The sequence below is a fragment of the Sphingobacterium hotanense genome, assembly GCF_008274825.1.
Lineage (GTDB): Bacteria > Bacteroidota > Bacteroidia > Sphingobacteriales > Sphingobacteriaceae > Sphingobacterium > Sphingobacterium hotanense.
Genome location: NZ_CP030848.1, coordinates 1,934,469 through 1,961,420, shown reverse-complemented (window position 1 = coordinate 1,961,420; position 26,952 = coordinate 1,934,469). Strand labels below are relative to the sequence as shown.

The window sequence follows — 26,952 nt, the reverse complement described above, 5'->3', positions numbered from 1 at the left end:
CAGGAAAAAAAGGGTAGTTTGTTTTGAACCAAGAAAAAAAGGATGTAAGGATTGTCAGGATCGGGTATGGCGTTGGGTATTTGATTTTAGCTAGGACAGGAAAAAAGGGTAGTTTGTCTGAACCTTTGGTTTAAACAGAGAGTAATTGATGAATAAATACTTAATAGCAGATATAAGGTATTACCTAACGGAAGCGTTAGGATGAATAAGGCAGGTTGAACATTATTTTGAAGTAGTCGTTGAGGACTTTTCCTGGTATCTGTGCCTACCTTATTCATTGCCTAAGGCCAAACTAGAATAGTTTTATTATCAAAGGTACTTCAAAGGTACTAGGTAACGGGCAATTTTTCAATCATTTACATTAAAAAGTTTAGATCATGAAAAAAGATCGTATTACCTTAGGTGTCGACGTTTCAAAGAAGACATTGGACATCTGCCATTGGGGCACCCATGATTTCATTAAGATCGAGAACAACAGTTCGGGATTTAAGCAATTGGCAAAGTGGATGCGAGGGAAAGGTTTTGTATCAAGCCAAGTCTTCTTTATCATGGAATATACTGGTGGATATGAATACAGATTCCTGCAGTATTGCGAGTCAAAAGGTCTTTCGTATACACGCAAATCTGGTCTAGAGATCAAGAAGTCGATGGGCATGGTCCGTGGCAAGAGCGATAAGCAAGACTCCTTTAGGATTGCCCAGTATGGGGAAGAAAAGGCTTATATGCTCGAACCAAGCGGTAAATTGAATTCTACAATATTTGATCTTAAACAGCTGATCTCCTTTCGTAAACGTCTAGTGAGAGCGATGGCCGGTTACAAAGCGAGCAGCTCTGAGCGCAAGGCGATGTACGGGAAAGACGCAGGGAAGGTGATCCTGAAGGTCAGTAAAACAATGATAGATGTTTATAAGAAAGAGATCTACAGAGTAGAACGAGAAATCTTACAGCTCATCGAAAGCGATGAATCGCTCAACAGGAACTATCAGATCCTCAAAAGCGTTAAAGGGATAGGCCCTATCAATGCCTGGATGACGATCGTTTATACGGAGAATTTCAAGGCCTTTACAGATCCTCGAAAATACGCTGTCTATGCCGGTGTGATACCATTTGAACACACTTCCGGGACCAGTATTCGCGGTCGAAAGCGAGTCTCGCATATGGCCAACAAGGCCATAAAGCAGGAGTTGAACCAAGCGGCAAAGATTGCCATTACACATGACAAGACGCTCCGAGAATATGCGCAACGGAAGCTCACAACCAAAGCTTACCCGTTGGTCTTGAACAATGTGAAATTCAAGCTGATTTTGATCATGTTTTCCTTGATCGGACGACAAGAGATGTATCGGGAAGATTATCATTATGCAGCGTGATAGAAAAAATATTAAAGAAAATTTGCATATATCAAAAACCTAGAATACCAGGAAAGGAAGGATAAAAGGATTGGCAGGATCAGGTATAGTGTCGGGTATTTGTTTTGAACCAGGAAAAAAAGGGTAGTTTGTCTTGAACCAGGAAAAAAAGGATAAAAAGATGAACAGGATCCTGCTAATCCTTGTATCCTTTTTTTCCTGGTTCAGAACAAACACTATTCTAATTCGAAACAAACAATCAAAAGAAAGGCGCTTTATCGGCTTCCCAGATCTTATTACTAACTACTAAATACTAACTACTATCCTATCGCACCTCTCTCGATCTTCTATATAGTTCCTCTACCAGTTTTGAAGATCGATAGCTGAAGTCCGCGCCAAAACTATTGATAACCAATCCTCTAATGAGGTTATCTCGGGAAGAGATTGCAAACAAAATACTCTCATCGGCGGGGTCGGTCATTCCTTCGAATCGGTATATGCCATCGATCACGAATTCTTCGGGTGATAATTCCATCGCATTCTGGGCACAGTACAAACATTCTCCATCCTCGCGGATTAGGAAGTCTTCGGTATATCCGATCGCTTGCAAATCATTTACTGCTTCACTCAGGGTGTCATAAGATCTTTTATTTTGTAAGGCCATATTCGATTATAATTTAGTGTATGTATTAAATATACCAAATATTAAAGTAAGCCTATGAAAATCCGAAAACCATTGACGGCAAAATGACGTATTATTAGAAAAAAGTAGATTAAATGGTATCACATTTGTCTACCTTTAATGCACACACATATATTAAATGGAAATTACACTATATATTTTAGGGTCTTTAACTCTTATTTTTTCTATTCTACCTCTTATCCGACAGGACTTTTGGACTTTTCGGGTGTTCGAGTACCCTCGAATTCAGAAACTGGCACTCGCCATTCTTTGGTTGCTGCTGTATTTTCTTTTTGCTTTCCCTGCTGGAATCTGGCTTAACTTTATGGCGGTCGCTATCGCGATTACCGCTATATGCCTTCTGTTCCAAATCTTACCGTTTACTCCATTAGCGAAGAAACAAGTTTTAGGAACAAAAGAAACGGATGAAGACAATAGCCTCGCCGTGATGATTTCGAATGTTTACGAGGACAACGATAACTATCAGGGATGCATTCAAGTGGTAAAAAGTAACAATGCAGACTTAGTTTTACTTCTTGAAACGGATCATCAATGGGCGAAGAAAACCGAAGTACTGGATCAGGATTACCCACACCAGATCAAGGTTCCTATTGATAATACCTACGGCATGCTCATGTTTTCAAAATATCCTCTGAAAGACAGCAAGGTTGAGTATTTGGTAGAAGAAGAAATACCATCTATTCACACGAAAATAGAGTTGCCGAGCGGGCAGTTAGTACAGGTTTATGCGGTGCACCCTACTCCGCCTGTGCCGAATGAAAATCCACGCTCTACTGAACGCGATAAGGAACTGCTTTTGGTAGCCGAACGGGCGAAGAATTGCGAGCTACCGGTGATTGTAATAGGTGATTTAAATGACGTGGCATGGAGCTATACAACAGATTTGTTTTTGAAGATGAGCAAGTTGCTGGATCCGCGAAGAGGGAGAGGATTCTACAATACATTCCACGCGAAACATCCACTAATGCAATTTCCTCTTGACCACGCCTTTATCTCTGCTCACTTCAAGCTTATCTCCCTAAGAAAACTGGATAATTTTAATTCGGATCATTATCCTATATTTGTTCACCTTCAGTATGCTCCGCAAAACGAAGATCAGCAAGAAGATAACCAGTTGGAAGCTACAGCGGAAGATAAGGAAGTAGCACAGGAGAAGAAGACAGCAGACACCTCAGACTAAAATAAGATGACTAGCGAAGGAAACTATAAGGAAATAAATAAAACACTTTGGAATGATGCAGTGGCTACCCACCTTTCTTCTGACTTTTATGACATGGAAGGCTTCCTTGCCGGGAACAGTTCATTAAACCCTATTGAACTGGAGTTGTTTGGTGAGGTAAAGGGTAAAAAAATACTTCATCTGCAATGTCATTTCGGGCAGGACACGTTATCCTTAGCACGAATGGGTGCATCCGTTACAGGTATAGACCTTTCCGATAAGGCTATTGATGCCGCGAATCAATTAGCAGAGCAGCTCGAGGTTGACGCTACGTTCATCTGCACGGATGTGTACAGTACACCCGATGAATTGAATGAACAGTTTGATATTGTATTTACCAGCTATGGTACGATTGGTTGGCTTCCTGACCTGGATGCTTGGGCCGCTGTAATCCGACGGGTATTGAAACCCGGTGGGCGACTAGTTTTTGTAGAATTTCATCCCGTCGTATGGATGTTCGACTATGATTTTCAAAAAGTCGGCTATAATTATTTTAATGCCGGTCCGGTTGAAGAGATAAGCGACGGTACATATGCTGATCGGGAAGCTGATATCAGCAACAATAGTATCTCCTGGAACCATTCTCTTGGCGAAGTGATGACTGCACTGCTCGGTCAAGGCTTACGCTTGGACTCGTTTCAGGAATATGACTATTCGCCTTACAATTGCTTCCGACATACGGTGGAAGTAGAACCTAAAAAGTTTCGAATCAAACACTTGGACAACAAAATCCCTATGCTGTATGCCTTATCGGCAACGAAGGCATAGAGGTTAAATTCCACGGTATTCAGGGATATATTGTCTAGTTTAAATCATTTATCTTTACATATCAATTAGGTTATTAAATGAATTTAAAATACATCCCTTCCTATCGCCTGCTAGCATCGCTATTCTTGATTAGCTTCCTGTGTTTTCAATCGCAATTCACGTTTGCACAGGAAGAAGTGCCCACAGCGTTTGTGGTAGCTGACGACTACAACCTTTGGTATGTCAACACGGAGAAAGAGGCAGCCATCTTTGCAAATATGGCCTATGTTCGTAAAATGCCCTCCACGAAAAGTGCGTTGGTCGATTCCATCCCTATGGGTACTCCAATCAGGTTCTTGGAGAATGGCGGCTACAATGCGATGCAGCTACGCGGCATGTACCTGCCATGGTATAAAATAGCGTACGAGGTTAACAATCAGCAGAAGACCGGATATATTTGGGTTGGATTAGTCAGTTTAGATAAAAAAGTCGATCCTGCTACCGGAAACACTTTCCTATATGGCATTGCTTGGCATAATAACGAAGAAAACTACGATTGGGTCGAGGCCAAAGTATTTGATAAGAATCAACAACTAATTGCTAAAAGTAGCTTTGCAAATTATCGTGGCGAACAATCTTACACGACTTCGGAATTAATTGACAGCGAAAACCTTAAGGACAGCAAACTAATTTATAACGTGACCTTTTCTGGAGAGGCTTGTGGCATCCCGACGACAACCTATGGGTTTGCTTGGGATGGAATGGACCTAAATGCCCTCCCTAAGATCTCGTCGGTATCGGATGCCGGAGTCTATTACTATTCCGAAGAGTTGGAATTCCCAAAGAAACACAAAAAGGGAAACCAACTCATTATTAAAAAGATGGAAGAAGGAGAAGTAATCGACGATACAAAGGAAGAGCTAGAGTTTAACATCAAGAAATCTGAAGAGCGCTATAGCTGGGATGGTAAAAAATACCATTTAATGCCTTAGAACATGCTATTTGCGACTTTCTTAATGGCTCGGTAAACCTCCAGCATTTCATGCTCCGAGATGCAGTATGGTGGCACGATATACACCGTATTTCCTAAAGGTCGCAGAATGACTCCCTCGGCGAGGAAGGCATTGTATAGTCGCTCCTGTATATGGTTGAAGTAGGAGTTCTCCCCTATATTCCAGTCAAACGCCAATATGGTTCCACATTGACGAACGTTTTGAACGACATCAAATGTTTGGAGCTCCGCCGTAAAATCTTGATGTAGACGGACAATACGTTTTATGGCTTCCAACGTATCTTGTTGAAGAAGTAAATCCAGACTTGCCAATGACGCGGCACAGGCGATTGGACTGGCTGTAAAAGAATGTCCATGAAAGAAAGCTTTCATCTTTTCGTCCGAATAGAATGCTTCATACAGCTCCTCGGTACAGCTTGTGATTCCCATCGGCATAGTACCTCCGGTTAACCCTTTGGAAAAACACATAATATCTGGACTTTCAGTTAATTGGTCGGCAGCAAATAAAGTTCCTGTTCGCCCGAATCCGACGAATACCTCGTCCTGAATCAGTAGAATTCCTTTGGATTTGCAGTAAGACATCAATGCAGAAAGATCAGCCGCTTGATGCATTAACATCCCCCCGGCGCCTTGCACCAAAGGCTCATAGATGAAACAAGCGAAATCCTCAGCGTGCAGATCAATTGTTTTGAAAGCTTCCTCCAGGTTGGATGAATGGGGAGCATCAATGAATATCACCTCAAAGAGCAAATCCTGAAAAGGCGCAGTCCACAGACCCCGCTCGCTGACAGACATAGCACCAAAGGTATCACCATGATAACCATTCTTAAAGGCAAGTATTTTACTCTTCTTTTTCCCTTGTTGATACGCATATTGAATGCACATCTTGAGTGCGACTTCTACAGCGGTCGAACCATTGTCGGAGTAAAACATCTTTCGTTGGTTTGGGGGCAACAAGGCCAGCAGACGCTCTGATAGCTCGATAGCAGGCTCATGAGTAAAGCCTGCAAAAATAACCTGTTCTAGACGCTGTAGCTGCTCGAAAACCTTCTGAGCAATATATGAGTGCGAATGACCATGTAAGGTCACCCACCAGGAGGAAACAGCGTCTATATAGCTGTTTCCATTGGCGTCATAGAGACGAGTTCCTTTTCCGGAGAGTATAGGAATATGTTGGCTGGTTTTCATTTGGCTATAGGGATGCCAATTAACCGCACGGTCTCGTGTTATTAACTCATTGAACATGTTTCCTTAACCTCCTTCTGCATGGGTTTCAGTCCTAGATTTTTTAACATTTCCATATCCACGTCTACTCCAGGGTTCGGAGTTACCAATAGCGTTTGGCGTTCGCCGGTAAAAATGGAGTTAGCTCCTGCCATAAAGCACCATGCTTGCTCGACTTCCGACATCTCGATCCTTCCAGCACTCAAACGGACCATAGAAGATGGCAACACCATGCGGGCAGTGGCAATCATGCGAACCATTTCCCAGATATCAATCTTTGGAAGATGTTCTAACGGTGTTCCAGCCACTCTTGCTAAAGCATTGATAGGGACTGATTCCGGGTGTTTTTCCATATTTGCGAGGCTCCGAAGCATAGAGATACGATCCGCAGGCTTCTCGCCCAATCCGATGATACCGCCCGAACAAACCGTGATACCGGCCTTCCGCACATTCTTAATCGTCTCAATTCGATTATCAAACTTACGCGTAGAAATAATTTCATCGTAAAATTCCTCTGAGGTATCCAAGTTATGGTTATAAGCGTATAGTCCTGCTTCTTGCAAGCGTTGAGCCTGACTTTCACTGAGCATACCCAGTGTACAGCATACCTCTAGTCCTAATTCATTTACTCCTTTAACCATCTCTATGATCCGATCGAAGTCGCGGTTGTCGCGCACTTCTCGCCATGCTGCAGCCATACAAAAGCGTGAGGAACCGCTATCTTTTGCTTTTTTCGCATGTGCTAGAACGGTCTCCGTTGGCAGTAAAGCTTGTACTTTGATGTCCGTATGATAGCGCGCCGCCTGTCCGCAGTACGAGCAGTCTTCGGGACAGCCTCCAGTTTTTACAGATAGCAAGGTTGAGATTTGTATTTCTTGCGGATTATGCCATTGCCTATGAACTGATGCGGCTTCATAGACTAGCTCCATCAGTGGTTTGTTGTAAATAGCTAATAGCTCTTCTTTCGTCCAATTATGACGTAATGCATTTTCTTGTTTCATTCTGAATTGATGTATTGTGTTCTTGTTTAAGATTTTCTATTTATGGAACCAAGGTATATTGATGCAAGCTACTTCGGCAGGGATGTGCCTACGGATAATTCGTTCTGTAGCAGTAGAAAATGGACCATTGAAAACCACGGTGTCTACGGTAATATTTTTGGACTCCAACGCTTTTATAGAAAGTACACTGTGATTAATACAACCTAAATAATCTTGAATCACTAATACCGCAGGTAATTTCAAGTGTTCTATTAAGTCGATTATGAATTCGTCCTCATTAATAGGAACATATAGCCCTCCTGCCCCTTCAACAACTAGACTATTTTGGCTGTATGGAAGTTGGAAATCATTTAATGAAATTTCGACTCCATCGATCTGAGCAGACTCATGAGGTGAGGCTGCTGTCTTTAGTCGATAGCGTTCGGGGAATATTGTGATATCATTATCTACTAGCGAGCGTATGGTCATGCTGTCTGTCATGTCTAAATCGCCAGACTGTATTGGCTTCCAATAATCGGCTTGCCAAAGTTTGACAAGCATGGCTGAGCAGAACGTCTTCCCTATTCCCGTTCCTATTCCTGATACAAAGACTTGTTTTTTCATTCAATATTTGATTTGATAAGCTGGACAAGTTGTTTGATTTCCTCCTGAGTGTTATATTGATGAATTGAAATCCGAAAGCGCCCTGTTCCTTCCGGCACGGTAGGTGGAAGCACCGCATAAACATGGAAACCATGCTCTTTAATCTCCTTACTTAGGTTCTTTAATTTATTCAGATCAGCTATAATAACAGGCTGAATGGGATTTAGTAATGATTTTGAATATTTATCAAACATCTCTGATTCAAAGCAAGCGATGCGATCTTGAAGCTTCTGCCTTAAGTGCGTATTTCGATCTAAGAATTCATAGCCTGCTTGTATGCTCAAAGCCATCAGATCTGGCATGGCAGTACTATAGATAAATGGGGATGCATAGTTAATTAGGTAGCTTTTCAACGTCTCCGACCCTAAAATAGCGGCACCATGTAATCCCATAGCTTTTCCATAAGTAACAACCGTTGCAAAGACTTGAGATTGCAAGCCATACTCTTGAACCAAGCCATCTCCAAACACTCCGACAGCATGTGCTTCATCCACGATGAGATGAGCATCATAAGCCATCGCCAGTTCAGCTAACTCTTTTAAGCGCGCGATATCTCCATCCATCGAATAGACCGATTCAACAACTACCCAGCTCTGGTCCTTTGCACGCTTCAATAATTCTTCAAGATGATTTAAATCCTGATGGCGGAACTTCCATTTATTGGCTTGATTCATCAAACAACCATCATGAACAGAGCGATGTATCAACTCATCTACAATCAGCGTATCGCCGCGCTGAGGTAATGCACTTAGTAGTGATAAATTAGCGGTATATCCTGAAGGGAAAAGCAATGCGGCTTCGACAGCATAACGTTCAGCTAGAAAAGCTTCTACCCTCTCTTGTAGAAGAGAGTTACCAGTTATGAGCCTAGACCCAGTGCTACCGGTCATTAAAGCAGGGTCATTCATTGCTAATTCCAATAGGGATTGCTGAAACACTGCATTTCTCGCTAAACCAAGGTAATCGTTGGAAGCGAAATCAATCATCTGCTTGTCGATAGGTAGCTTTCTTAAAAGACCGAACGAGGCGCGGTCATTAAGATTAGTTTGCCACTTCGCCAATGTGGCCATATGCCTTCTCAATCTCTAATGCAATTGCTGAAAACCAATGTTCAAACAGTTCCTTCTCTAAAGCTAAGACCGCTGTAGCGTGCATTTCCCATCGCTCATCAAATTCCTTTAAGGAAGCAACCATTTCTTCCAAATGCCCTTCTTCCTCAAGAATAATTGATTTGACCATCACTTTAGATAAGTGTTTGGTTAATGCTTCCTGATAGATTGGATAGAGCTCATCCGCTCGGACTTCAATAGCATAAGTAACAAAAAGATATGCTGCATATTTCAATGCATTCGAGTCAAGTTGGAAGTGATTCTTCAAATAACGACATACTTGTATATCCAGCGCATGCAAAAAATGTAAGGTATGGCTCGCGGCTAATAATGTATTCGGGGAATAATATTGAAAACCTGTAATATCAAGTTTTGAAAGCTGCTTTTTAAGGTAATATGCATGTCGATGCTCCTCTGCTGCATGTTTCAGTTGCATCAGATTGGTCATAAAACGATTTTCACAGGCGGAGATTTTACGCGCCCCTGCATTTTCCATAAAAGAAAGAGTATTGAGCCATTTCGCGTGGAGAATATCATCACTAACGATACGATTGATTATTGTCTTCATATTTCTCTATTTCCAGCAAATGTATTACCTTGCCGGCAGGTTAAACCCTACCAGTTTTGATATCATGAGTAGTCCGGACAACATACCCTATCGTAGTATTATCCAAATAGACAAGTCGAATTCCCAACATGTATACCTTCAAATAGCGCAACAATTTATCCAAGCAATTGTACGTGGACATTTGCGACCTGGAGCGAAACTCTTGGGAACCCGACAGTTAAGTGAGTTATTGGATGTACACAGAAACACGATTACGGCCGCCTATGAGGAACTCTTCGCCCAAGGATGGGTAGAAATAATAGCCAATAAAGGCACTTTCATATCATCAGAATTACCGCTTTTAAATCCTTCGACAGAAAGAGAATATAGCTATCCGAAAACCACAGGCTATCGGTTCCGGAAATCTTTCCTCTTAGACAATCCTTTTGAGAAGAACAACTACGAGCTGAGTTTCAATGACGGCACGCCAGATATACGTTTAACACAGCTTGATGATCTCTCTAGGATTTACTCGGCAAACCTTAAGCGCAAGGTTAACCGCAGAAAAATGGGATATTATAACCATGACGGTTCAGAATATTTCAAAGAGCAGCTGACAATGTATCTTCAACATTCGCGAGGATTGGCAATCAGTAAAGACAACTTGCTGATCACACGAAGTATGGAAATGAGTTTGTTTATTATTGCGGAAATTATCCTCGAGCCATCAGACACCGTTGTCGTAGCGGAACTAGGTTATTTTTCAGCTAACATGATTTTCCAAAAAGCCGGCAACAGAATCAAGACCATTCCAGTAGACGAAGATGGAATAGACACTAACGCGCTACGAAAGCTATGTGAGCAAGAGCCGATACGGATGGTCTATGTCACTCCACAACAACATTATCCTACTACGGTACCCTTATCCGCGCAAAGACGAATGGATTTGCTACAGCTTGCCAACCAATATGGCTTTATTATCGTTGAGGACGACTACGATTATGACTTTCACTACGAGAAGCAACCTATCTTACCGCTCGCCAGTAACGATCAAAACGGTATGGTAATCTACGTAGGTTCATTTGGTAAATCGTTAGCACCGGGCTTTAGAACAGGCTTTATCGTTGCACCAAGAAACATCATGCAGGAGATGCGGAAGCACTTGGGCATCATCGATCGACAAGGCGACATATTGATGGAACAAGCATTAGGCGAATTGATACAAGAAGGAGTTGTTGATCGGCACCTAAAGAAGTCTATAAAGGTTTACAAAGAGCGTAGGGATCACTTCGGATACTTGCTTTCTGAACATCTAGGCGAAAGGGTACAGTTTACAACCCCAAAGGGAGGATTAGCATTTTGGTTGAATTGGAGGAAAGCAATAAACCTCTATGAACTAGCAAAACGCTGTGCCGCTAAGCACCTTTTCTTACCAAAGACCCTACTCTATCAATCGAGCAAAACAACAGGAACACGAATAGGATTCGGCAATCTCGATATGGAAGAAATGGAACAGGCTGTAAAAATATTGAAATTGGTGTTAGAAGAGATGGAAAGTTAGTTTTCCATACTTAGGCGGACAGTCGGCGAAATGGATGGGCGTTGATAATGAATGTATAGGCGTTTGTATTTAATAATTTCACGAGAATCAGAAAGTGTCGTCATTTTCACGCCCTTGAAGATCATCTCTGAAGCCTTTCGTTCCATTCGGATGGCAAAGTCTAGAAACTCTTTAAACAAATGCCTCCGCTCTTGCGTACTAAATTCACTCTGATCGCATAACCAAAAGATAATTTCATCATCAAAATGTAGGGTGGTTCGAGAAGTTTTACTTCGTAGAAAGTAAACGATTGGCTTAGGTCCATCGTTCGTAAATAATCCAAAGCCTATATGGCCGTCGTAATTATTAAAAACATAGGCGTAGAAATGTATAGTACCAATTAATGCCGAATCAACCAATATATTTTTAGAAATCATCTTCATACATTTAAGATTACAAACTATTGATTACTGGCCTAAAACAACTCTATCAAATATAAACTAATTTTTCAAATTATACTTCAATAATTAAAATTCGAAAAGATGCTTACCAATGAAAATCAATTAATTATCGATATGTGAAGGGGCTTTTAATGTGAAACATAATATTTTCAAATTAAAAAATCAGGCAATAAGCATGTTACAATAATTATGTAAAGAAAGAGCGTAGCTATCAAATATTTAATAAACGTTGGTTTACATCTTACATTCAACGCCCCTATCTTGGCTACATCAATATATTCATAGAACATTGGCTATGAGAATTTCATCATCCATGATAAAATTGATTCTTTTCTTCATTATATCTCGCTCGAATTAGACTAGCTAAAAAAATATCTACTTAGAAATGAGCTTATTTGTATCAAAAACCATATATTTAGCTAAATATATTTGGAGAATATAGAGATTAATTCTACTTTTGTATCACAAAATCACGGTAGGTATAGCTCAGTTGGTTAGAGCACTAGATTGTGGTTCTAGGGGTCGTGGGTTCGAGCCCCATTACTTACCCGAAAAGCTTCTCAGAAATGAGGAGCTTTTTACGTTTATGCGTATTTCAAATGCACGAAAAACGGAGAAATGGGATCATACCGAAAGTTTGGGGGGTAAAGATTTTTAAGCATACAATTTCATCACTCTGTACAGGAAGAATGTTGTGTCCCTTACGCCACGGAAGACGCTCCTGAAAGCTTTGAGTTTTGCATTGAATGATTCTGCCGATGCATTAGTACTTCTGTTGTCGAAGTAATGGAGAATGTATTGATGATGAGCTGCAATGGATCTTGCTACGCTCTCAAAGGAAGCAATGCCCGCATTCTCAACCTGATTATGCCACAGGCCTAGTTTGGTAAATGCGACCTTTTTGTCCCGGCATTTGTTGAAGATGTCTCCTAAGGCAATTCCAAGATCATAAGCCTGTTTTAGCTTAGGAAACCGCAGGAACAGCAATTCAGCCCGGTTTTTCTGGCTTTCTGACCATCGGCTGGGATGCTTGAACAAGAGGTGTCTGGATCTAGCCAATAGCTGTTTGAGCGTATCGCCATTGGGCAATAACTCGGGTTCATATGGGGTTCCTCGCTTTCGCGATTCCATTATCTTCTTGCTTTCTGCATCCAAGACTTCCCAACGATATTTGATACGGAGTTCCTGAACGGCATCGTAAGCTAACTTTTGGACATGGAACCGATCGACCACACGCCTGGCATTCCTGAAACATCTACGGATAGCCTTGGCCATGTTGGGAGCCATATCCATGGTCACCTCCTTTACCTTATTCCTTGATCGCAAGGGTATTCGCTCGAGAACAGCTATGATATCCTCAGCCTTTGTGCCTTTAATAGTTGCTAGGATCGTCCCTTTACGGCCTTTTGCCGATTTACTGCTAACAATGGTATATAACTCACCGTTGCTAAAGCTGGTCTCATCGATGCTCAGGTGTTCCGAGATGTTTTCAGGGAACAATGTCCAGCTCTCTGCATGCGGCTTTTGGTCCCAATCATGGAAATCACTGAGGTGGTTCTTGTACTGATCCTGTAGTTGCTTGCCGTCCATTTGGAAGAACAGACCTACCAATTGGGCGCTTACAGGATGGTTATCCAAATATCTTCTTTAAAGAAAGCCCGAATTCCGTAGTCATTCGAGCGCCCTCACGCACCAGGTTCCAATCTCTCGTGATGATCTCTCCTGTATCCAAGACTGTCCAGCGACGGCGACGGATATGTAGCGTAACTTTCTGACCTCGAATAGGAAAGTCCGAAATCTCAGTAGAAGGCATAAACCCCTTTGACTCCAACTTGCTGTTCTCATAGCCTGTCGGAGCAATATTAAGTTCATCTAAATAAATATGGAGTTGATTGTCGACCTGATCGACTTCTAAAATCTGGAAGTATTCCAAAAGCCCTTCGGGCATCAATAGGGATAGTAATTTACGTTCGGCTTCTTGCAAGGGATATCTGTATTAAGGACGCTAAACTAACAAATTTTTAACATTCCCCCCAAGAATTCAGCTTGATCCGAGAAATGGAGGATCATACCGAAAGTTTGGGGGGTAAAGATTTTTAAGCATACAATTTCATCACTCTGTACAGGAAGAATGTTGTGTCCCTTACGCCACGGAAGACGCTCCTGAAAGCTTTGAGTTTTGCATTGAATGATTCTGCCGATGCATTAGTACTTCTGTTGTCGAAGTAATGGAGAATGTATTGATGATGAGCTGCAATGGATCTTGCTACGCTCTCAAAGGAAGCAATGCCCGCATTCTCAACCTGATTATGCCACAGGCCTAGTTTGGTAAATGCGACCTTTTTGTCCCGGCATTTGTTGAAGATGTCTCCTAAGGCAATTCCAAGATCATAAGCCTGTTTTAGCTTAGGAAACCGCAGGAACAGCAATTCAGCCCGGTTTTTCTGGCTTTCTGACCATCGGCTGGGATGCTTGAACAAGAGGTGTCTGGATCTAGCCAATAGCTGTTTGAGCGTATCGCCATTGGGCAATAACTCGGGTTCATATGGGGTTCCTCGCTTTCGCGATTCCATTATCTTCTTGCTTTCTGCATCCAAGACTTCCCAACGATATTTGATACGGAGTTCCTGAACGGCATCGTAAGCTAACTTTTGGACATGGAACCGATCGACCACACGCCTGGCATTCCTGAAACATCTACGGATAGCCTTGGCCATGTTGGGAGCCATATCCATGGTCACCTCCTTTACCTTATTCCTTGATCGCAAGGGTATTCGCTCGAGAACAGCTATGATATCCTCAGCCTTTGTGCCTTTAATAGTTGCTAGGATCGTCCCTTTACGGCCTTTTGCCGATTTACTGCTAACAATGGTATATAACTCACCGTTGCTAAAGCTGGTCTCATCGATGCTCAGGTGTTCCGAGATGTTTTCAGGGAACAATGTCCAGCTCTCTGCATGCGGCTTTTGGTCCCAATCATGGAAATCACTGAGGTGGTTCTTGTACTGATCCTGTAGTTGCTTGCCGTCCATTTGGAAGAACAGACCTACCAATTGGGCGCTTACAGGATGGTTATCCAAATATCTTCTTTAAAGAAAGCCCGAATTCCGTAGTCATTCGAGCGCCCTCACGCACCAGGTTCCAATCTCTCGTGATGATCTCTCCTGTATCCAAGACTGTCCAGCGACGGCGACGGATATGTAGCGTAACTTTCTGACCTCGAATAGGAAAGTCCGAAATCTCAGTAGAAGGCATAAACCCCTTTGACTCCAACTTGCTGTTCTCATAGCCTGTCGGAGCAATATTAAGTTCATCTAAATAAATATGGAGTTGATTGTCGACCTGATCGACTTCTAAAATCTGGAAGTATTCCAAAAGCCCTTCGGGCATCAATAGGGATAGTAATTTACGTTCGGCTTCTTGCAAGGGATATCTGTATTAAGGACGCTAAACTAACAAATTTTTAACATTCCCCCCAAGAATTCAGCTTGATCCAATAAATCCGCATATCGCTTATAAATCGCCCTGAAAAGCAAAAAGCTCAACTTTCGTTGAGCTTTTTTGTACCCAGGGCCGCTCTTTACACTAACTCAATATCAATTAGTTATATTAAATGTTAGCAGTGATGTTAGCAAATTATCCGTATTAAACGAAAAAGAACAACTTCGGAATTTTTATTTTTTCTGATCGAAAAACGTCAATTTATACGAATATTTGACACGCTCCCATCGTCGATATTTAAAACCCCAAAGGCAACATTTGTAACCACTGCTCCAAATTTATTTTTTGCTCTGAACTTCATTTTCACATTTGCTTGATTTTTTGCGCTATTGTAGGAAGTTTCTACGTGCTCGAATGAATCAGGATTATCCAACATTTCTTTAACTGAATATTCGAAGTCTAATATTAAACCATTCAAACCAAGCATCCATTTTTCAATATCTTCACTATGTATTTTTGAAACATATTGAAAATCACTATTCTGATCCAACTTAAAATAAGAGTTATCGAAATAGAAAAGTAAATCTTCAAACTCAACCTTGCCATTTGCTTTGTAAATATCTAGGAGTCTAGACCTAAAATTTGCATCATTCCAGAACGTCTCCTTTTCACTCAAATAACTTTTAGAAAAACTATTGATACTATCCTTATCCGCAAGAAATTCTTCAATAGAAAATTTATTCAAATCAATAAATATCCGTTTCAATGAATCAGAATGATTTTTGATATTGATTGAATCGAAAATGTTTCACCTTCCTAATTGTATGCTACTGTAAACTTCAATTTGATGCATTTTTTTTACAGCATCTGAAAACCCCATAAATCCTAAACTATCATATTTTGCATTAATATCTTCAAACATCCGAGATTTTCTCTCATGTTCGCCTTCCTTTCTTTGACAGCCAGTCAAAGTAAAGATAGAAGCAAACAATAATGCCAGTAAATATTGGATATTCAAATTAGAATACATTCTATTTTAAGTAATTATTGAAGTTTTGACTTCAACAACAAATTGTAATCTTCCAACAATTTGATGTACTTATTTTTCAATTGTTCGTAGCTTTCGTTAACCGAATCCGATTCGCTATGGATATAATTTTCCGTTAACTCCTCTTGGAAAGAAGCCGATCTAGATTCAAACATCTCCCCTTGACCGGTATCCCACCATGTTTTTGAAAGCCCAAACTCATAATGTAACCTGTAAAATATATCGTTCAGAATATTCCCTCCAGCTTTCCCATTATTTAATAGAGATACCTTCGACTGAGTCAACCCCACTCTTTCTGCAAAATCCTTTTGTTTAAGATTCAATTGTTTTTGAATCTTAATAAATCGTAAAATTTTATCCGACTCTATATCAGCCACTTAGTTAGTTTTTTATATCAAATGGAATATTTCCCTTGCTTTAATATTCCGTTTGGAATATCTTTGCAGTAACAAAATACAGTAACAAACAATAATAACAAAAATCGGTAACAAATGACTACAGTACCTACACCAGTATTAATTGAAGTAAGTGGAAACGAACTTCAATTTATTCGAAAGCACTCTCCTACAGCCTTTCCTCGAACGATATCTGAAGCGCTCATCAAAGAGGGCTATCTAATTGATCGTGTCACAGTACATAAGGAGCTTCGCACCATTAAGGACGGCTATGATCCTCGCATTATTAGCAAAGCTAGAGAACTCCTAAAGTTGCTATCTGGAGTTGAATACCAAGATCAGTAGCCGCCACTCAATACCAACTAAGCAAAGTAAGCGTAAAGATTTCGATTAGTATATCCCACTTATCTACCATTTTATAATGATAAACCTTTCCAAAGTAAAGCAGCATCTACCCCCAGGACTGGAAGATGATGGAGTGGAGTTCTACGTTGGTGGAAACGATATAAAATGTCTTCACAATGGCCGTAGATACGAATGGGGCTCTTTTCCTGCCTGGATTATTGAAAAGATTGAGATGGATATGATTGGAAATCCGGAAGCAATGAAAGCGCTAGTAGCTTGGGATATTACCGACAGCGAAGAGATGATGCGTCAATATATCGTATGTCGATTTGGAGGGTTCGACGGCTTTTCAGACATCACTCCAGAAGGCAAGATTGCGCATACAGAATATTTTGATTGTGGCCGCCGTGGCTCGTGTAGCTTTGAAGGGAAGCTTTGCCCTTCTATCAAAGTAGGCGACGAGCACCTCACCAAACAAGAAATTAATATCATTCGCAAGATCGCTTCAGGGAAGCATAATAAACAGATCGCCGATGAATTATACATCGCTGAAGAGACGGTTAGCAGCCACAATAAGAATATCCAACGCAAGCTAGGTGTGCCCTCGAAGCTTGGTATTATCGCATGGGCAGTAAAAAGAAATATCATCGAATAATCCCTAAAGATATGATTACAGGAAAACTTCACCCCGAATCACGAACATTGGAAATCCGCTATCCGGAATTTTCAAAAATAAAATCGACCGTCATGAGCGTGCGCAGCTATGACGAAGCAGACGCCATTCTTCGCATCAGAACTTTGAAATTCTTAGTTGCAGAGATCCGCTCATTTTTATCGATGCGAAACTACGCTTACGTGAAGAGCAACACGCTTACCAAAGAACGCGCAAAAGCCATTAAACATCTAAGATTCGTTTTGGAAAGCTATTCTGAAGGTAGCATAGAGGTTTGCAAGACACATCGCCGGTTCGCGCGTGAGCTTTGCAGCACTTACCCCTACCAAACCGTCTATTGCACTCCCCCATTTCGACAACCACATTATTCCGATCATTAAATATTGTCAGGAACTCTCAGGCGAAGGCTTTGATGGCAAAACCGTGTCAGGTTCATAGCAGGTCAGGAAAGTTCTTACATGCTAACACACTTATCCCGCCTTACCTGGTCGGGCGGATCTATTTAACCTAAGACTCAAAAAATAATGAATACTGAAATACTCGCACAGACAATAAAGCTGCAAGATCAGCAGCTCAAGGAGAAAGAGCTCTTGATCGTTATGCTACTAATAATTTTTTTAATCTCCTTTTTAGCTAATCTGTTACTTGTGATGTATTACACCAATCGTTCTAAAAACTAATCTATCGGATGCAGCAATACAAGATCACAAAGGAAGATATTCTTCTGAACACGAATGGCGGTCTCGATATATTTCGGTTCTATATTCCGGATATTGATGAGTTCGTCCGTACGAATAAACACTTCACCGATCCAGGCCGCTATGAAAAAACGCCATCTTCGAAGATAAAGCGAACCAGCGACGGCAACTATATCGTCAATGACTTCGGCCATGTCGGAAAATGGATGAATGCCATCGCCTACACTCAGGTAAAAGAGAATTGCGAATATGGCGAAGCGATAAAGATCATTGCTGAACGTCACGGCATTGGCAGCAATGCCCAGATACGCTCCATGTATGAAGCCGATGTATCGTCTGAAGATGCTAAACCAGATCAGCCTGATGGAGAATGGACCTTCAACCACGCGGAAACTATTAAGGAAAGCCATCTTCGTATCATCTTCTCGGAGCGTACCTGGTCGTACGTTGCCTCTCAGTACCGAAACAAGCCTGAAGGCGAGCGAGAGGAATTAGTATTGGAACACTTTAGAAAGTTGCTCTTAGAACAGCATTGGCATGTCCTAGACAGCTATACTATTATTAAGGACAGAAAAGCTATCACTTTTAAGGCAACGGAGTTCTACCCTATTTTTCGCATCGAGGAAGAAACGAAGGACGGAGCCCGCTTTTCCAAGATCTACCTACCGAAATCCAAGGATAAGGGGAAACGTTTCTATTATCATGGAAAATTTGACGCGCAGTTCCTTCATGGCTATGCCCAGGTTAAAAAAGCATATGAAGAAAAGGTAAAGCAGATGGAAGCCGAAAGCGATGATGAAAACGACAAGAAAGAACAAAAGCTTGACGAGATCATCTACTGTACAGGCGGATCCGATGCGCTAAATTTCCGGGCATTAGGATATCATATAATATATCCATCATCTGAACATTTCAAATTGACCCGTGATCAGCTGTTCAAGCTGTTTGCAAAAGCGAAGTCTATATTGACTTGCCCGGATCTCGATTACACCGGCCAGATGCAAAACCATAGACTCTGCCTCACCAATACGCATACGCTGTTTTTAGACATCAAAACAATTGAACTTCCATTAGAGCTACAGGGAAGACGCGACCAATATGGTCGCCCTTGTAAAGATTTAAGGGACTATATGAAGTATTATAGTTCTGGAGACCTAAGCAACTTGATCAAGGTAGCCAAAATGTACCGCTTCTGGGATGAAACCCCAGCTTTTGACAGGCAGGGGAACAGGAAGGAAAGGAACCAATACGAGCTCTCGATCGAACGAGTTTTGAACTTCCTTGTTAAGGCCGGATTTGGACGTAGAAAAGTCAATGAAGAAACGATTGAATTTATACAGATCGACGGGAACCTAGTACGACAGGTTAAGTCCGAAGATATAAAAGCATACCTTCTCAATTTTTTGAGATCTCGATTTGTAAGTGAACATCTTCTGAATGTTGTACATAAGTCGACCGCTATATCTGCGAATTCGTTCGATTCGTTGCCAATGTTAAATCCCGATTTCCGAGACTACGATCCATGGACACAGTATATGTTCTTTGAGAACACGACCTGGAAGATCACTGCTCGAGGTATAGACGATGTGCAATCGAATAAACTCGAAAAGATGGTATGGGAGTCGAAGATTCTCAAAAAGAAAGTAAGAAAGCTAGAGCCGATGTTCACGGTGAACAAAGACGATTCAGGACGTTATTCTATTGACATAAAAAATCAAGACTCGATGTTCTTTAGGTTCCTTATTCAAACTTCTAGAGTTCACTGGAGAAAAGAATTGGAAGATAATATTGAGCACTTGAGTGATGAGGAAATTGGAGCATACAGGGACAATAATCGATTCAATATCTACGGGCCGAACCTCACACAAGAAGATAAAGATGAACAAGCACTTCACCTGATCAATAAAATGTACTGCTTTGGATATATGATGCATCGCTACAAGGCAGAGTCTAGGCCATGGATCGTATATGGTATGGATGACACACCTCAGAAAGAGCAAGGATCCTTCGGCGGAACCGGAAAGTCAATATTTTTCAAAGGTCTGCGAACAATAAAAAATCTATTGCTTTTTGATGGAAAGAACGTCAAGCTATTCGATGACAATCACGTTTTCGAACAGGTCACGACTAACACTGACACCATGTATATCGACGATGCAGATCGTAACTTCCCTATGGAGCGCGTGTTCTCGATGACCACTGGAGACATCACCGTCAATCCGAAGGGAAAGACCAGAACGACCCTGCCTTTTTCTGAATCCCCGAAGCTTGGCATCACAACAAACTTTGCGCCCGATGATTTGGGTCCATCTTTAATGCGCCGTATCCTATTCTTTGGTACTTCGAACTACTATCACGTAGATAGGTCTGGAATGTTCCGCGAAAACCGACAGCCGGTAGATGACTTTGGAAAGGAACTGTGGGCGGCACAGTATACCGATGATGAATGGAACCTAGATCTAAATTTCATGGCGCAGTGCTGCCAGCTATATCTTTCTTGGCCAACATGGATTGAAGCACCAATGAAAAACATTATGGATCGCGCTTTCACTAATTCGATGGGTTTTGCATTTCTCGCCTGGGCGGAGGTATTCTTCACGAAAGAATCGGGGAGACTGGATTGCTTCGTCCCTACCCAATACGCGCTAGAAGACTATAAGGCAGAAGCCAATATAAAGACGATCACATCTAACGGCTTCAATTCGAAAATGAAACTCTTTGCTCAGTTGAAAAAGATGTCGCTGAATCCTAAAGAAGTGCAAAACAACGACGGCAGGGTCACTAAAACATGGGACGTAATTCGATTCGACAATCGGGAAAAGAAATGGATAAAGGATGACCGTAAGAAAACCCAAGCAATGATCTATCTGCAATCTGACCGCGACGCGATCAACGATATCGTGCATGATCCGACCATTTCCTTGGCCGATGTCATGGAACCAATACCAGGAACTAAATCACCAGGCTTTTAATATTTAAAAATCTACATCATGGAATACCTAAATAAAATAATCGAATTAATAAATCCTGTAACGACAAGGCCATATAAAGGAGGTATCGAGCTAAGAGGCTTGAATCTAGATACAACAAAAGATGAAATCCAGTCGGTAATACAAGCTAACGGGTGGCCGGTTGAGATATTCGACGTCGATGTTCGATTAAAGTCGGTTTCAATTCGAGAAAAATAATGAAAAAGATGATCCGCCCTTCCTGGCCTCTAGGCACGCGCTTCATTGATACCCGCAGACGAGTATTTGAAGTGACCAAGGTTATCATGGGAAATCCGGACGCCGGTTCCTCTTATGAAATGGAGATGGAAAATGGATGGATCGTCGTTCAACAAATTGGCGAATACCCACAAACCTATGCCGGGTTTGTGGATATCACCAAACCCGAGAAATTGATAACTGAGCTAGTCGACGATCTTGATCAGTTCGTAACTAACGGACACTTAAAAATAATAGGATATGACTTTTCATCAATTATTAAATGACGAACATGCTAAGCTTCAAAGACTGAAGGCGAATGTTCACACCAGGATGCTGTCGGAGTACGTCGCTAAGATCAAATCTGCCTGGAGGCCGAAAAGCAAAATTTTTAACGGTCATCACCGGCACGGCAGCAAATCCGGAGACGAAGACAGGGTCGAATTGTTCTATGACGAATACCATCATGAATGGACAACCCGAGACATAGCATTTAAAGGCTATGTCTTTAAGAAGATCTCTGACTTATTAAACAACAATAAAATTTAAATAAGAATTATGGACAATTCAGCTAAAAAAGAGTTCGATTACAAAGAGATCGACACATTCGAAAAAGTTCTCCAGTTCAAAGGAGAAACTTTAGCTCAGTTCAAGGCGCGCACAGCAGGGATGGAAGTAGACACTATTGGTTCCGAAAAAGTGAAAGCGATTGCTTTTGCAATGAATGGAGGAAAACATGTTACTGAGGTATATTATCCTTGGTTTTATAATCCGAACCGTTCGTTTGCTTCGTTTGCGTCCGGCGGCTTCGGCCATAATGGCACCGAAGCTTCTGTGGGTACTCGCCATTTAATAATCAATTGGGAGAGAGCGGATTTCGCCGGAAAAACATTCCTGAAAGAGTATAGTCAATTTATTAACGGAGCAGACGTATAATCCATGGAAACATTAAGTATCAACAAAGAAAATGCGATCAAAGCGTTTGAACAAGCAAACGATAAAGAAAAGACATTATTAAAGAATTTGTAAAAAAACACCTTTCAAATTTTGAAAAATGGAAAATAGAATAACACTGGAAATCACATCCAAAGGATGGATAAAAACGGTAAAAACAAAAAACACTACACATAGGATCGAATGGGTTTTAGATGCTTCTGGCGCCCATAGTGTTACCGGAAGCTTAGAGGGCGACACAACTGTTGATGATCATTTGTTCGATGTTTTAAGTGGCTTAGACGGATATGATGGGGCAAGATATTTAAATAGTTTGGAGGAATCGTAATGAAAAAGCTCAAACCAATTTTATTCTCCACATCAATGGTTGAGTCCATAATGAATGGAAATAAATCACAAACACGAAGAATATGCTCTTATCAGTTTTGGTCTCACTCGGCGAAAGTTGATTTTAATATCAATGGAATCCATAAAAAGATTGATAAAGACGTTACATCAAGGTATCAAATAGATGATATTCTATGGATTAGAGAACCATGTGACAATTGGGGAACTATTATAGCGCCATTTATATATAAGGCTACTGAACTAAAATATTCAGACCATTCCTGGAAACCGTCCATACATATGCCCTTTGATGCTGCAAGGCTTTTTTTAAAAGTCACCAATGTAAGACTTGAAAAACTACAAGAAATTTCAAACGAGGACGCAATAGCTGAAGGTATTGAACCTTTAAATATGAGTTCAACACAATTAATTGAACAAGGTCAATTGTATAAGAACTACTTCACAAAAAAACGCTTTCAAGAGGGACTACCTCCTTTTTGGTCTTTCAATTCTCTTTGGACCAAAATAAATGGATGTGAATCTTGGGAATCAAACCCCTATGTATTTGTTTATGAATTTGAAGTAATTCCAACTGTAGAAGGAACTTGCTTTTTATGTGGTTGTACAAATGATAATTGTATTAGATGTATTGAAAAAACAGGAAAACCGTGCTCTTGGGCGAACGCTGCTCGGACCATTTGCACTGCATGCAGGGAGGAAATGAAGCGAAAAACAAATAATCCCTCAAACCAATTTGTCTGAGGGATAAAGTCGTCTAACAACGCTTAATGATACTTCGCAGAAACTCTGCATATTCGTCAAGTATCAGATGCTCAACCTCAAAAAGAGGGAGCTTGCTATTGTATTTTTTCTCTGCAATTGCTAGAAATAAAAAAAATATAGTTTTCTTTCTCATTTTATAATTGGCTTTAGTATGCCTTTAAAAAGAAAATATGATAATCATCGGATTTTATAAACACTAAAAAAATTTAATTAAAAATATATGAAAACATTACACCTAATAGTTGGGGAGCAGTCGAAGGAGAAAAGTGTTTTGTAATCGAATTGGGAGAACTATCCGAAAATATTCCACTTTCAGGAGGTTATAAGGATACTTTAACTTTCTCCATTGGTAGAAACTGTAAACATTTATCGCAAGCTCTATTCAAATGCAAAATTTGTTCTTTGGGCTTCTTTGGAATGTACTAACTTCAGTAAGGCTAAAGGAGGTCAATCGAAGGATGCTGATTCCAGGACTCCAGCAGATCACTTGGATACTTATGTTATTGCCATTAATCCGGATTATGTTCAGATTGAAAAATTCGCTCAATTAAAATAGAAAAGAAAAAATTAATGAAGAACATTCCTCATTTGTTAAGTCTAATTCTAACTTAAATATTTTTACAGCTTTAAAACAAAACCTATTGAAGTCTTAAAAATAGAGGGAATACAAAATTTATTGTCAAAAAAACTTGAATTAATCTAAAAAATTCCATATTCTTATTGCAACTATCAATTCATCAAAACTAAAAATTATGAAAAAATCTATGTTATTTATTGTAGTACTCTCATTTTTTTCGGCGAGTTGCAAAAAAGAGAACAGCATTTCTGACGACAAATTACTTGAGACAATGGAAATAAACGGGGAGCTTTTTTCGGTAAAAGAAACAAAAGAAAAACTTAGCACCCTACTTGGTATACCATCCGAGGAACTTCATTATTTATCCGATAGCCTAGGATATAAAAGGGATGGATATTCTGGAGTATATTATGTCGAACCATTTATTGTTACTTTAAAAAATATGAAAAACTAATGAAGAAGTATTTTATTGCATTAATCATTATCATTGTAAACCTACTAAGCGAAGCAAAAGCAAATGACGACTCCGGAAACCTTGTTTACCCCAATAACTTTAATTTGAGTATACCACTTAAAGGAGGAAAAATACCATATTTCAATGCCCCTGTAAATGTAACTGGATCGTTTGGATTTACAATGTCAGGACTATACACGTCATATCTGAGGTGGGTAGAAACACATATAGGGATTATTAACGGATACGGTTTCGATGGACAACCAAATCTTGTCTGGTCAACGGGAGGCCCAAGCTTTGGTATTGGAGACTTCATCGATAGTAACGGAACTATTCAACTACATTCCAAAATAAAAAACTTTAATGTAACAATTCCTAATGTTTTCAATTTTGATACCGGCGGTTATAGACTAGTAATTTTCTACAAATACAATTTCGATCACAGAGTGGGTTTGCCGAATCTTAATAAAGATGGTGTAGCTCCTCAGGATACACACGGGATACCGTGGTTTATTTCTGGCACTAAGCAGTTCTCCTTTGTCAAAGATTATCCAATATCAACGATCACTGGACCAAAAGTCATATGTGACGAGGGTATATATACGATCACGAATGTTGTTTATCCAGGTCAAATTACCTTAGATCAACCGGATAGTATCGCAACACTTACACATATTGGGAATAATCAATGGAAAATAACTAAAATTGGTGAAGGAAAGATCAAAATCGTTTCTACGCTGGGACCGAATGTAGTTAAGAAAGAGATTTCACTGGGGGCAAGAAACGACTTAGGTACCTTTAGAGTTTCACCAAGAATCATGGGTGTAGGTACCTATTACATATACTATGAAGATCCTGAAGAAATGATAAATCCGGTTGCTAATTGGACGATTTCAAGTACATCAAATAATGTCCAAATTTTCCCTGATGGGCCTGATAAAGCTGTTATCCATATTAACTCATGGAACTCAAATCAATTGTCAGCCAATTCAATAACAGTAACGGCAGTGGGCACAACTGTCTGTGGTGATAATTTTTTTAGAGAAATTGCAATTGCAGGCGGTGCTGAAATATTAGATCCGGACTTATAAAAATAAATTTTTGTCAACTAGTGATTGACGAATTCTTCTGGAATCAGATCCGAATGTTAATCACGCCTCGATAATAATCGAGGCGTGATTATTTCTAGCAGAATCTTTTCGCATCAAAATTTTTTCAATTATATTAATTAACACCCTCCTAGAAACAAGCAACTATACCTAAACATCAAAAGAATTAAAGAATGGGAAATTATTAGCATTAAAAACACCTTGTAAGAGGCTAGGAAACAAACATTTGACGTAATTTCATAATTTGAGTAAATGATAAAAGCAAGGGTTTTATAAATTTTTTATTTTTTTTTACCTGCTTTCTGAAAAGCTATACTTTTTAGCTATAAAGGTTCGATTTTCCAGCACAAATTTTTCACCGTAAGTTCTTATTATATTTTGTAGTGAATTTACAACCCAATCAGGGGTTAAAGGATGAAAAAATATTTCATCTATCAGAATCTCGAGATCAATTTTAATTCTTATACTTTTCTCTGATTCTTGAGAAGCCTTTCCTTTGCCAATATCTAAGTTGAATCTTGATGAAGAATTCTAAATTCTCGTTCATCAGAAAATTCTACCCTTTCATGGACTAGTGGAAATACCGTATTGTGAATTGGCACAAATTCGTCTATGTAATTAACCTTAGTTATATAGATTGGTCTCTCATCTATATTAGACCTTTTCAGAATTCCCACAGTGCTCTTAATTGCGATTCCACCATTAGAATTCGAATACGCATCCCACATAATAATAGACTCATTTGTATTTATATGCCAACACTTGATAAATGAAGAAATTCTAGCACATCTGTTGATTTCCTTCAATAAATTAATATATTCTGAAATTCTCTCCTTTGTGTTGTTACTTAGTTTTTCGTAATAACTAGCTTCACTATTATTCTCCAACCCTTCGAATTTATCAATAAACAGGTCAACCCTAAGCATAAACAGTTATTAGTTTTATATTAGATCTAAAAATTTAAAGAGATCTAAATATTTCCAAATGATGGTAGAATCGTCTGTAGTGGTGAAACTTTGGCTTGGCTTGTACATTCAGTTTGGGTTGTATATCTATAAAATTATTACATGCTTATTTCGAATGCCTACATCTATCGTATTTAAAACGCGCTCGCGAAGCAGCGCAAATTCACGCTCCGGCCATCAGCTGGGGCGTTCCTATTTGACACCCTCGCCGCCGGCCTCGGCTTTTCTCTTTGTATCTCTTTTTCCTTTTAACCTTAAAAAAAATGTAATTTCGTAATTTAAATAAAAACAATAGTATAACTTAATGATATTCAATATCTTAATAAATTACATTTTTTTGTAATTAATAGAAAATAAAGATTGTAAAAACGTAATTTCTACTGAGCTTCATATTCAATTACATTTTAAAAAAGAAAAGTGTAA

30 protein-coding genes and 1 tRNA gene are annotated in these 26,952 nt (G+C 40.0%); 17 read left to right on the top strand and 14 right to left on the bottom strand.

Features of this window, described 5'->3' with window-relative positions; all coding sequences use genetic code 11:
- Positions 1-377: 377 nt before the first annotated feature.
- Positions 378-1,370 (top strand): transposase, encoded by a 993-nt coding sequence (locus tag DSM08_RS08085; RefSeq protein ID WP_149525684.1) that lies wholly within the window; start codon positions 378-380, stop codon positions 1,368-1,370.
- Positions 1,371-1,674: 304 nt separating this feature from the next.
- On the opposite strand, the gene DSM08_RS08080 is transcribed toward DSM08_RS08085, so the two are convergent.
- Positions 1,675-2,013, bottom strand: a complete 339-nt coding sequence (locus DSM08_RS08080) for a phosphoribosylpyrophosphate synthetase (protein WP_149525683.1) — start codon at positions 2,011-2,013, stop codon at positions 1,675-1,677.
- Positions 2,014-2,170: 157 nt separating this feature from the next.
- Between DSM08_RS08080 and DSM08_RS08075 the strand changes: the two genes are divergently transcribed.
- The 3 genes from DSM08_RS08075 to DSM08_RS08065 all read left to right on the top strand — a co-directional run bounded on the left by DSM08_RS08075 (position 2,171) and on the right by DSM08_RS08065 (position 5,010).
- Positions 2,171-3,232: an endonuclease/exonuclease/phosphatase family protein gene (locus tag DSM08_RS08075; RefSeq protein ID WP_149525682.1), complete on the top strand. Its 1,062-nt coding sequence runs from the start codon at positions 2,171-2,173 to the stop codon at positions 3,230-3,232.
- Between the two features lie 6 nt (positions 3,233-3,238).
- Positions 3,239-4,039: a class I SAM-dependent methyltransferase gene (locus tag DSM08_RS08070; protein WP_149525681.1), complete on the top strand. Its 801-nt coding sequence runs from the start codon at positions 3,239-3,241 to the stop codon at positions 4,037-4,039.
- Positions 4,040-4,116: 77 nt separating this feature from the next.
- Positions 4,117-5,010 carry an SH3 domain-containing protein gene (locus DSM08_RS08065; RefSeq protein ID WP_149525680.1) on the top strand — a complete coding sequence of 298 codons (894 nt, stop codon included), beginning with the start codon at positions 4,117-4,119 and terminating at the stop codon, positions 5,008-5,010.
- Here DSM08_RS08065 and bioA read toward each other — a convergent pair.
- Genes bioA through DSM08_RS08040 form a run of 5 tightly spaced genes read right to left on the bottom strand, consistent with a single transcriptional unit; the run spans position 5,007 to position 9,574 of the window.
- On the bottom strand, positions 5,007-6,275 hold the full coding sequence (gene bioA / locus DSM08_RS08060) for an adenosylmethionine--8-amino-7-oxononanoate transaminase (protein ID WP_149525679.1): 1,269 nt from the start codon (positions 6,273-6,275) through the stop codon (positions 5,007-5,009). The two genes, DSM08_RS08065 and bioA, sit on opposite strands and share 4 nt — an antisense overlap.
- The gene (gene bioB / locus DSM08_RS08055; protein WP_149525678.1) at positions 6,260-7,255 is read right to left on the bottom strand and encodes a biotin synthase BioB; all 996 of its coding nucleotides are present in this window, start codon (positions 7,253-7,255) and stop codon (positions 6,260-6,262) included. Before bioB ends, bioA begins: the two co-directional genes overlap by 16 nt.
- A 36-nt stretch (positions 7,256-7,291) precedes the next feature.
- Positions 7,292-7,858, bottom strand: a complete 567-nt coding sequence (bioD, locus tag DSM08_RS08050; RefSeq protein WP_149525677.1) for a dethiobiotin synthase — start codon at positions 7,856-7,858, stop codon at positions 7,292-7,294.
- Positions 7,855-8,979 carry an aminotransferase class I/II-fold pyridoxal phosphate-dependent enzyme gene (locus DSM08_RS08045; protein ID WP_246172529.1) on the bottom strand — a complete coding sequence of 375 codons (1,125 nt, stop codon included), beginning with the start codon at positions 8,977-8,979 and terminating at the stop codon, positions 7,855-7,857. Before DSM08_RS08045 ends, bioD begins: the two co-directional genes overlap by 4 nt.
- Positions 8,939-9,574 carry a hypothetical protein gene (locus DSM08_RS08040; protein ID WP_149525676.1) on the bottom strand — a complete coding sequence of 212 codons (636 nt, stop codon included), beginning with the start codon at positions 9,572-9,574 and terminating at the stop codon, positions 8,939-8,941. Before DSM08_RS08040 ends, DSM08_RS08045 begins: the two co-directional genes overlap by 41 nt.
- Before the next feature lie 19 nt (positions 9,575-9,593).
- On the opposite strand from DSM08_RS08040, the gene pdxR reads away from it, so the two are divergent.
- A complete protein-coding gene (gene pdxR / locus DSM08_RS08035; protein ID WP_246172527.1) occupies positions 9,594-11,114 on the top strand; it encodes a MocR-like pyridoxine biosynthesis transcription factor PdxR in 1,521 nt (506 codons plus the stop codon).
- Here the strand turns inward: pdxR and DSM08_RS08030 are convergent.
- Positions 11,111-11,530 carry a hypothetical protein gene (locus tag DSM08_RS08030; RefSeq protein ID WP_149525675.1) on the bottom strand — a complete coding sequence of 140 codons (420 nt, stop codon included), beginning with the start codon at positions 11,528-11,530 and terminating at the stop codon, positions 11,111-11,113. The genes pdxR and DSM08_RS08030 overlap by 4 nt on opposite strands.
- Before the next feature lie 499 nt (positions 11,531-12,029).
- On the opposite strand from DSM08_RS08030, the gene DSM08_RS08025 reads away from it, so the two are divergent.
- Positions 12,030-12,103 (top strand) — tRNA-His (locus DSM08_RS08025).
- 105 nt (positions 12,104-12,208) lie between these two features.
- On the opposite strand, the gene DSM08_RS08020 is transcribed toward DSM08_RS08025, so the two are convergent.
- The 6 genes from DSM08_RS08020 to DSM08_RS07990 all read right to left on the bottom strand — a co-directional run bounded on the left by DSM08_RS08020 (position 12,209) and on the right by DSM08_RS07990 (position 16,420).
- Entirely contained in the window at positions 12,209-13,192 is a 984-nt protein-coding gene (locus DSM08_RS08020; RefSeq protein ID WP_246172526.1) for an ISAon1 family transposase, read from the bottom strand.
- On the bottom strand, positions 13,185-13,538 hold the full coding sequence (locus tag DSM08_RS08015) for an ISAon1 family transposase N-terminal region protein (RefSeq protein ID WP_149525674.1): 354 nt from the start codon (positions 13,536-13,538) through the stop codon (positions 13,185-13,187). Before DSM08_RS08015 ends, DSM08_RS08020 begins: the two co-directional genes overlap by 8 nt.
- Before the next feature lie 112 nt (positions 13,539-13,650).
- A complete protein-coding gene (locus tag DSM08_RS08010; protein ID WP_246172526.1) occupies positions 13,651-14,634 on the bottom strand; it encodes an ISAon1 family transposase in 984 nt (327 codons plus the stop codon).
- On the bottom strand, positions 14,627-14,980 hold the full coding sequence (locus DSM08_RS08005) for an ISAon1 family transposase N-terminal region protein (protein WP_149525674.1): 354 nt from the start codon (positions 14,978-14,980) through the stop codon (positions 14,627-14,629). The genes DSM08_RS08010 and DSM08_RS08005 overlap by 8 nt, the downstream gene beginning before the upstream one ends.
- 271 nt (positions 14,981-15,251) lie before the next feature.
- Positions 15,252-15,761, bottom strand: a complete 510-nt coding sequence (locus DSM08_RS08000; protein ID WP_149525673.1) for a hypothetical protein — start codon at positions 15,759-15,761, stop codon at positions 15,252-15,254.
- 278 nt (positions 15,762-16,039) lie between these two features.
- A complete protein-coding gene (locus tag DSM08_RS07990) occupies positions 16,040-16,420 on the bottom strand; it encodes a helix-turn-helix domain-containing protein (protein WP_149525671.1) in 381 nt (126 codons plus the stop codon).
- A gap of 114 nt (positions 16,421-16,534) precedes the next feature.
- On the opposite strand from DSM08_RS07990, the gene DSM08_RS07985 reads away from it, so the two are divergent.
- From DSM08_RS07985 to DSM08_RS07935, 11 genes are all read left to right on the top strand, one after another.
- The gene (locus DSM08_RS07985) at positions 16,535-16,783 is read left to right on the top strand and encodes a hypothetical protein (protein WP_149525670.1); all 249 of its coding nucleotides are present in this window, start codon (positions 16,535-16,537) and stop codon (positions 16,781-16,783) included.
- A 76-nt stretch (positions 16,784-16,859) separates the two neighbouring features.
- A complete protein-coding gene (locus DSM08_RS07980; RefSeq protein ID WP_149525669.1) occupies positions 16,860-17,438 on the top strand; it encodes a helix-turn-helix domain-containing protein in 579 nt (192 codons plus the stop codon).
- Positions 17,439-17,449: 11 nt separating this feature from the next.
- On the top strand, positions 17,450-17,836 hold the full coding sequence (locus DSM08_RS07975) for a hypothetical protein (RefSeq protein WP_149525668.1): 387 nt from the start codon (positions 17,450-17,452) through the stop codon (positions 17,834-17,836).
- A gap of 308 nt (positions 17,837-18,144) precedes the next feature.
- The gene (locus tag DSM08_RS07970; RefSeq protein ID WP_149525667.1) at positions 18,145-21,126 is read left to right on the top strand and encodes a primase-helicase family protein; all 2,982 of its coding nucleotides are present in this window, start codon (positions 18,145-18,147) and stop codon (positions 21,124-21,126) included.
- A gap of 18 nt (positions 21,127-21,144) precedes the next feature.
- The gene (locus tag DSM08_RS07965; RefSeq protein WP_149525666.1) at positions 21,145-21,342 is read left to right on the top strand and encodes a hypothetical protein; all 198 of its coding nucleotides are present in this window, start codon (positions 21,145-21,147) and stop codon (positions 21,340-21,342) included.
- A gap of 8 nt (positions 21,343-21,350) precedes the next feature.
- Complete coding sequence (locus DSM08_RS07960) at positions 21,351-21,647, top strand: hypothetical protein (protein ID WP_149525665.1); 297 nt, start codon at positions 21,351-21,353, stop codon at positions 21,645-21,647.
- 271 nt (positions 21,648-21,918) lie between these two features.
- On the top strand, positions 21,919-22,296 hold the full coding sequence (locus DSM08_RS07955) for a hypothetical protein (protein WP_149525664.1): 378 nt from the start codon (positions 21,919-21,921) through the stop codon (positions 22,294-22,296).
- Positions 22,297-22,414: 118 nt separating this feature from the next.
- A complete protein-coding gene (locus tag DSM08_RS07950) occupies positions 22,415-22,642 on the top strand; it encodes a hypothetical protein (protein ID WP_149525663.1) in 228 nt (75 codons plus the stop codon).
- A complete protein-coding gene (locus DSM08_RS07945; RefSeq protein ID WP_149525662.1) occupies positions 22,642-23,403 on the top strand; it encodes a hypothetical protein in 762 nt (253 codons plus the stop codon). The genes DSM08_RS07950 and DSM08_RS07945 overlap by 1 nt, the downstream gene beginning before the upstream one ends.
- A gap of 773 nt (positions 23,404-24,176) precedes the next feature.
- Positions 24,177-24,455, top strand: a complete 279-nt coding sequence (locus DSM08_RS07940) for a hypothetical protein (protein WP_149525661.1) — start codon at positions 24,177-24,179, stop codon at positions 24,453-24,455.
- A complete protein-coding gene (locus tag DSM08_RS07935; RefSeq protein WP_149525660.1) occupies positions 24,455-25,546 on the top strand; it encodes a hypothetical protein in 1,092 nt (363 codons plus the stop codon). Before DSM08_RS07940 ends, DSM08_RS07935 begins: the two co-directional genes overlap by 1 nt.
- 524 nt (positions 25,547-26,070) lie before the next feature.
- Here DSM08_RS07935 and DSM08_RS07930 read toward each other — a convergent pair.
- Positions 26,071-26,490, bottom strand: coding sequence for a hypothetical protein (locus DSM08_RS07930; RefSeq protein ID WP_149525659.1), 420 nt, complete (start codon positions 26,488-26,490; stop codon positions 26,071-26,073).
- Positions 26,491-26,952: the final 462 nt, after the last annotated feature.